The sequence below is a fragment of the Actinoplanes sp. NPDC051633 genome (assembly GCF_040681735.1).
Classification (GTDB): Bacteria; Actinomycetota; Actinomycetes; order Mycobacteriales; family Micromonosporaceae; genus Actinoplanes.
Genome location: NZ_JBFAZH010000433.1, coordinates 1 through 5881 on the forward strand (window position 1 = coordinate 1; position 5881 = coordinate 5881).

General features: G+C 70.5%; 6 protein-coding genes and 1 pseudogene. 5 read left to right on the forward strand and 2 right to left on the reverse strand.

Annotated elements, in window-relative coordinates; genetic code table 11:
• Positions 1-177: 177 nt before the first annotated feature.
• The 5 genes from AB0M20_RS22895 (at position 178) to AB0M20_RS22915 (ending at position 4260) form a co-directional block, all read left to right on the forward strand.
• The gene (locus AB0M20_RS22895; protein WP_364301256.1) at positions 178-1086 is read left to right on the forward strand and encodes a lytic polysaccharide monooxygenase; all 909 of its coding nucleotides are present in this window, start codon (positions 178-180) and stop codon (positions 1084-1086) included.
• Between the two features lie 77 nt (positions 1087-1163).
• Entirely contained in the window at positions 1164-1454 is a 291-nt protein-coding gene (locus AB0M20_RS22900; RefSeq protein ID WP_364301258.1) for a hypothetical protein, read from the forward strand.
• Positions 1455-1489: 35 nt separating this feature from the next.
• Positions 1490-2896, forward strand: coding sequence for a DUF4331 domain-containing protein (locus AB0M20_RS22905; protein WP_364301260.1), 1407 nt, complete (start codon positions 1490-1492; stop codon positions 2894-2896).
• Positions 2897-2898: 2 nt separating this feature from the next.
• On the forward strand, positions 2899-3249 hold the full coding sequence (locus AB0M20_RS22910; protein WP_364301262.1) for a phospholipase: 351 nt from the start codon (positions 2899-2901) through the stop codon (positions 3247-3249).
• Positions 3250-3276: 27 nt separating this feature from the next.
• Entirely contained in the window at positions 3277-4260 is a 984-nt protein-coding gene (locus AB0M20_RS22915) for an AraC family transcriptional regulator (protein ID WP_364301264.1), read from the forward strand.
• A gap of 15 nt (positions 4261-4275) precedes the next feature.
• Here the strand turns inward: AB0M20_RS22915 and glgC are convergent, their stop codons facing one another.
• Complete coding sequence (glgC, locus tag AB0M20_RS22920) at positions 4276-5511, reverse strand: glucose-1-phosphate adenylyltransferase (RefSeq protein ID WP_364301266.1); 1236 nt, start codon at positions 5509-5511, stop codon at positions 4276-4278.
• A 66-nt stretch (positions 5512-5577) separates the two neighbouring features.
• Positions 5578-5881: pseudogene (locus tag AB0M20_RS22925) on the reverse strand (hypothetical protein); the annotation flags it as partial.

Genomic DNA, 5881 nt, shown 5'->3' on the forward strand with positions numbered 1-5881 from the left:
TGATGTCCTCGATCTGCAAATCGGCGGGCGGCTCACCGGTGATCTGGCCGACGTCGGGCTTGTCCATGCGTCCTCCTGTTATCGGGTACCCGGTCATGCAATCACAGGGCCCGCGCTTTTCCGGCGAATACCCCCTCGCCGGTGAACGTCTGAGCCCCCGCGTGCGTACCCCTCGTCATGCCCGCCGTCACCCGCACGAGCGCCCTCGCGGCAGCGACCCTGGTCAGCGCCTGCGTCGCGCTGGCGTTCGCGCCCGCACCGCCCGCCGCCGCCCACGGCGCCACGACCAGGCCGATCAGCCGCACCGCCGCGTGCGGATCGCAGGGCAGCGAAACGGGCTCGGCCGCGTGCAAGGCCGCGCGGAAGGCGAACGGCGGGCCGATCGGCAACTTCGACAACCTGCGGATCGCCGGCGTGAACGGGCGCGACCGCGACGTGGTGCCGGACGGGAAGCTGTGCAGCGGCGGCCTGGCGCCGTACGCCGGCCTGGACCTGGCCCGCGACGACTGGCCGGCCACCAGGGCGAAGGCGGGGGAGACCCTGGACCTGCGGTACGCGACCACGATCCCGCACCAGGGAACGTTCCGGGTCTACCTGACGACCGCCGGCTACGACCCGGCGAAGAAGTTGCGCTGGGCCGACCTGGGTGCCAGGCCGCTGCTCGAGGACAGGGACCCGCCGCTGCGGGACGGCGCGTACCGGATGAGCGTGAAGCTGCCGGAGAAGCGCAGTGGGCGGCACGTGCTGTACGTGGTCTGGGAGACCTCGTCCACGCCGGACACGTACTACTCGTGCTCGGACCTCGTGATCGCCGCGCCACCCGCCGCGGCGGCCCCGTCCGCCTCGCCGGTCGTCACGAAGCCGGCGCCGAAGAAGACGGCGGCGGCCGCGGTCAGGAAGGCCGAACCGAAGCCGGCCGTGCCGGCCACATCCGCCGCGCCGCCGGCCGTCACCACCGTCGCCTCCGTCGAACAGGGCAGTGACCTGCTGCGCTACGCCGTAGCCGGTGCAATGCTCCTGCTCGTGATCTTCGGCGCGCCCCTTTTGCTTCTCTTAATTCGGCGCGGACGGCAGCTGACCCGTTGAACTGAGAACGGTCTGACCTTCGTACAGGTGGGCGTCGACGACGCAAGCCCGCCAGACCCCCGAACGAAAGGCCGAGCATGAGTCGTGCACACCACGGCAGCCGCACCGGAACCCTGGGCACCGTTACCTTGGCCCGCCGCCGCGTCCTCACCGTCGCCGCCACCGTCGGGGTCGGCGCCTCGGTCGCCGGCGTCGCCGGGCTCAGCCTGGCCGGTGAGGAAGAGGCGCAGGACGACGGCCAGGCGCTGGTCATCTCGCTGCGGGACGCGCGCAAGGGAACGTTCGACATCTTCTCCGGCGAGCAGCGACTGACCTTCACCGACAAGAAGCTCGCAGCGCAGCTGCTCAAGACCGTCCGCCGCGGCTGACCGCCCCCTCGAGCCCCCCGAAGGACCCACACATCGTGTCTTCCCATCGCGAAGCGCCGGAGATCAGCAAGGATCCGGTGGCGGACAGCTCCGACCTGTACGCGTTCGTCAGCCCGGACCACCCGGACACCGTGACGCTGATCGCCAACTACGTGCCCCTGCAGGCGCCGGCCGGCGGCCCGAACTTCTTCGAGTTCGGCGACGACGTGCTCTACGAGATCCACATCGACTCCAACGGCGACGCCCGCCCGGACCTCACGTACCAGTTCCGGTTCCGCACCGAGCTGCGCAACGACCGGACGTTCCTCTACAACACCGGGCCGATCGAGTCGCTGGACAGCGAGAACTGGAACCGGCGGCAGTTCTTCTCGGTGACCCGGGTGGACATGCACGGCAAGCACACCGTCCTGGCCGACAAGCTGCCCTGCCCGCCCTGCAACGTCGGGCCGCTGTCCATCCCGGACTACGCCAAGCTCGCCGAGGACGCGGTGCACAAGCTGAAGTCCGGCGAGAAGGTGTTCGCCGGCCAGCGCGCCGACGCGTTCTTCGTCGACCTCGGCGCGATCTTCGACCTGGGCACGCTGCGTCCCTTCCAGGACAAGCACCTGGTCGGGCAGAAGCTGTTCGACTACGCCGGCAAGGCGGTCAACGCGACCGACAAGACCAACGTGCACTCGATCGCGCTGCAGGTCCCGCTGCACATGGTCCGCAGGGACGGCAAGAAGAAGGTCCGCGGCCGCGACGCCGGCGCGGTGATCGGGGTGTGGACGTCGGCCAGCCGCCGGCAGGTGCAGGTCCGGCAGGGCGACAAGGACCACGACGACGTGTACGTGGGCCCGCAGACCCAGGTCTCCCGGCTGGGCAACCCGCTGTTCAACGAGGTCATCGTCCCGATGGCGCAGAAGGACCAATGGAACAGCCTGCCGCCGAGCGAGGACAAGCGGTTCGCCGAGTTCGTCGCCACCCCCGAGCTCGGCGCCCTGCTGCCCGTGCTCTACCCGGGCGTGTTCGACAAGCTGGCCGCGCAGAACAAGACCGGGGAGCCCCGGGCCGACCTGCTGGCGGTGCTGCTCACCGGCATCCCGGACGGGCTGATCGACGACTTCCAGAACAACACCGGCAAGATCCAGGCGGACATGTTGCGGCTGAACACCGCGGTCCCGCCGGCCAAGGAGCCCAACCCGTTCGGGCTGCTCGGCGCCGACCTGGCCGGCTTCCCCAACGGGCGGCGGATCACCGACGACGTCGTGTCGATCTCGCTGCGCGCCATCGCCGGGGCGACCCTGCCGCTGGTGAACGCGGAGTTCGAGCCGGACGAGGCGGCCACCCTGGTGGAACAGGGCCTCAGCATCAAGAACGTCACGGCCGAGCTGCTCGACGAGTTCCCGTACCTGCCCACGCCGTTCGACGGCTTCAACAACCCACCGGCTCCCAAGGAGTAGGCGTGCACCACCACCACATCCGGCCCGACACCCGGCACACCCTGGCCCCCAGCGGGCAGGGCACCGTCGTGCTGAACATCGGCCGCGACATCGGCGCGCTGATCATCGACACCCCGGGCAGCCTGCACGGACACGAGATCGAGGTGAGCCCCGTGGCCGACCCGGCGCTGCGGACGCACGCCGCGGTGCGCGCCCGCTACGTGCGCGGCGGGGTGCGCTGGAGCGTGGTCATCGACGGGCTGCCGGCCGGCCGGTACGCCGTCTGGCGCGACCCCGTGACGGTGCTCGACGAGGTGAACGTCTCCGGCGGTGCAGTGACCGAATATGAATGGCCCGTACCGGTAGCTGCCTGAGCGTCACCACAGGACTACAGTCGGCGGATGGTCGTAACCGAAGAGGTGGCGGACGCGCCGTTACGGGCGTCGCTGCGAACCACGAACCTCGATGAGGCGAGCCGGTTCTGCAGGCGGGTGTTCTACGACACGGTGCGGGTCCGGCCTCTCGCCAGCGACCGCAACATCGACTTCGTCGCGCACGGGCTCCGCCTCGGACCGGTGACCGTCGGCGAGGTCCGCTACGGGTCGGACGTCTACGTCACGTCGTCCGACCTGGAGACGGCGTACCACGTGCTGGTGCCGATCAGCGGGGCGGTGCAGTCCCGGCAGCTCGGGCACGTGGTCGCCGCCGACCCCTCCCGCGCGGCGGTCCTGCAACCGGTCGGCGACGTCGAGCTGACCTGGGCCGCGGACTGCCGCATGATCAGCGTCAAGGTGGACCGGGCGGCGCTGGAACGCGAGGTGGACGCGGCGCTGGGCCGGCAGGTCACCTCGCCGATGCCGCTCGGCGCGTCGTTCTCCACCGGCAGCGGGCCGGGCCGCAGCTGGGCCGCGCTGGTGCGGCTGCTGCTCGAGGAGCTGAGCGGGCCCGACGGCCTGGTGGACCGGCCGCAGATCGCCCGGCACTGGCAGGAGCTGCTGCTCAGCGGGCTGGCGCTGACCGTCGAGCATCCGTACTCGCACGAACCGGCCGCGCGCCGGCCCAGGACCGTCAAGCGCACGCTGGACGCGATGCACGCCGACCCGAGCCGGCAGTTCACCGCCACCGAGCTGGCCGCGATCGCCGGGGTGGGCATCCGGGTGCTGCAGGAGTCGTTCAAGCAGCACGTCGGCATGTCGCCGCTGACCTACCTGCGCAGGCTGCGGCTGGACGGCGTGCACCGCGAGCTGAGCCGCGGCGACCAGTGGCAGGTCAGCGTGAGCGAGGTCGCGGCCCGGTGGGGCTTCACCCACCTGGGCCGCTTCGCCGGCGCGTACCGGGCCCGCTTCGGCGTCTCGCCGTCGCAGACCCTCCGCGAACGCCGCTGACCGGGTCCGCGCCTCCTACAACTCGACCTTCTGGCCCTTGCCGATGACCACCACGCCGTTGTCCGAGACGGTGTAGAGCTTGCGGTCGCGCTCCAGGTCGACGCCGATCTGCGCGCCCTCCGGGACGATCACGTTCTTGTCCAGGATGGCGTTCTTGATCACCGCCCGGCGGCCCACCTGAACGCCCTCCATCAGCACCGCGCCCTCGACGCGCGCCCACGAGTTGATCCGCACGTTGGGCGACACCACCGACCGCTCGACCAGCGCGCCGGAGACCACCACGCCGGGCGAGATCATCGACTCGACCGCGCGGCCCTGCCGGTCGTCGAAGCCGTGCACGAACTTGGCCGGCGGCCAGGAGCTGTACTGGGTGAAGATCGGCCAGTCCAGGTTGTAGAGGTTGAACACCGGCAGCGTGGCGATCAGGTCCATGTGCGCGTCGTAGAACGAGTCCAGCGTCCCCACGTCGCGCCAGTAGCCGCGGTCGCGGTCGGTGCTGCCCGGCACGTCGTTGTCGCGGAAGTCGTAGACGTTGGCCTCACCCCTGGACACCAGCATCGGGATGATGTTGCCGCCCATGTCGTGCTTGCTGTCCGGGTCCTGCGCGTCACTGGTCACCGCTTCGCACAACGCGCGGGTGGTGAAGACGTAGTTGCCCATCGACGCGTAGATCTCGTCCGGAGCGTCCGGCAGGCCGTCGACCTCGGTGGGCTTCTCCTTGAACTCGCGGATCCGGCGCGGGTTCTGCGGATCCACGTCGATGACGCCGAACTGGTCCGACATCGATGTCGGCTGGCGGATCCCGGCGACCGTCACCGCCGCCCCCGAGGCGATGTGCTGGTCCACCATCTGCTTCGGGTCCATCCGGTAGATGTGGTCCGCGCCGAAGACGATGACGTAGTCGGGGTTCTCGTCGTTGATCAGGTTGAGGCTCTGGTAGATGGCGTCCGCCGAGCCGGCGAACCAGCGCGGCCCGAGACGCTGCTGTGCGGGCACCGGGGTGACGTAGTTGCCCAGCAGCGTGGACATCCGCCAGGTCTTGGTGATGTGGCGGTCCAGCGAGTGCGACTTGTACTGCGTCAGCACGACGATCTTCAGATAACCGCCGTTGGCCAGGTTCGACAGCACGAAATCGATCATGCGGTAGATCCCGCCGAAGGGGACGCCGGGCTTGGCCCGGTCCGCCGTGAGGGGCATCAGGCGTTTGCCTTCGCCGCCGGCAAGCACGATCGCGAGAACCTTGACAGCCATGCAAGGACGCTAACTTTTGCGCTGCACTTACACCAGCCGAAGGGGCCATTCCCGCCGAGACAGAACCTAGCGGCTTTCGCCGGGACCGTCCCGGCCGGGGTTCGGCGGCGGCACGGCGGCGCGCCCGCGGGCGACGTCCTCGTGCCACAGCGAGGCACGCCCGCGAGCGACGTCCTGCGGCCGTGCGCGGGCCGAGCCGCGCGCGCCGGGCGCACCGGGTGCACGGGGCGCGGCGGGCTCAGCGTCCTCGCCCGGCGCGCCGGGCGCGGGGCGTGGATGTACGTTGAACGCGCTCGGCGCCGCGGCCTGGGCGGGATCCGCCGGATCCTCGGCGGGCCCGGCCTGGATGGCACGCGTCGCCGGAGCCGGC

Bases quoted from the DNA above. Each gene is read 5' to 3' on its own strand.
- AB0M20_RS22895 (WP_364301256.1), top strand. From the start codon at position 178: ATGCCCGCCGTCACCCGCACGAGCGCCCTCGCGGCAGCGACCCTGGTC.
- AB0M20_RS22900 (WP_364301258.1), top strand. From the start codon at position 1,164: ATGAGTCGTGCACACCACGGCAGCCGCACCGGAACCCTGGGCACCGTT.
- AB0M20_RS22915 (WP_364301264.1), top strand. From the start codon at position 3,277: ATGGTCGTAACCGAAGAGGTGGCGGACGCGCCGTTACGGGCGTCGCTG.
- glgC (WP_364301266.1), bottom strand. From the start codon at position 5,511: ATGGCTGTCAAGGTTCTCGCGATCGTGCTTGCCGGCGGCGAAGGCAAA.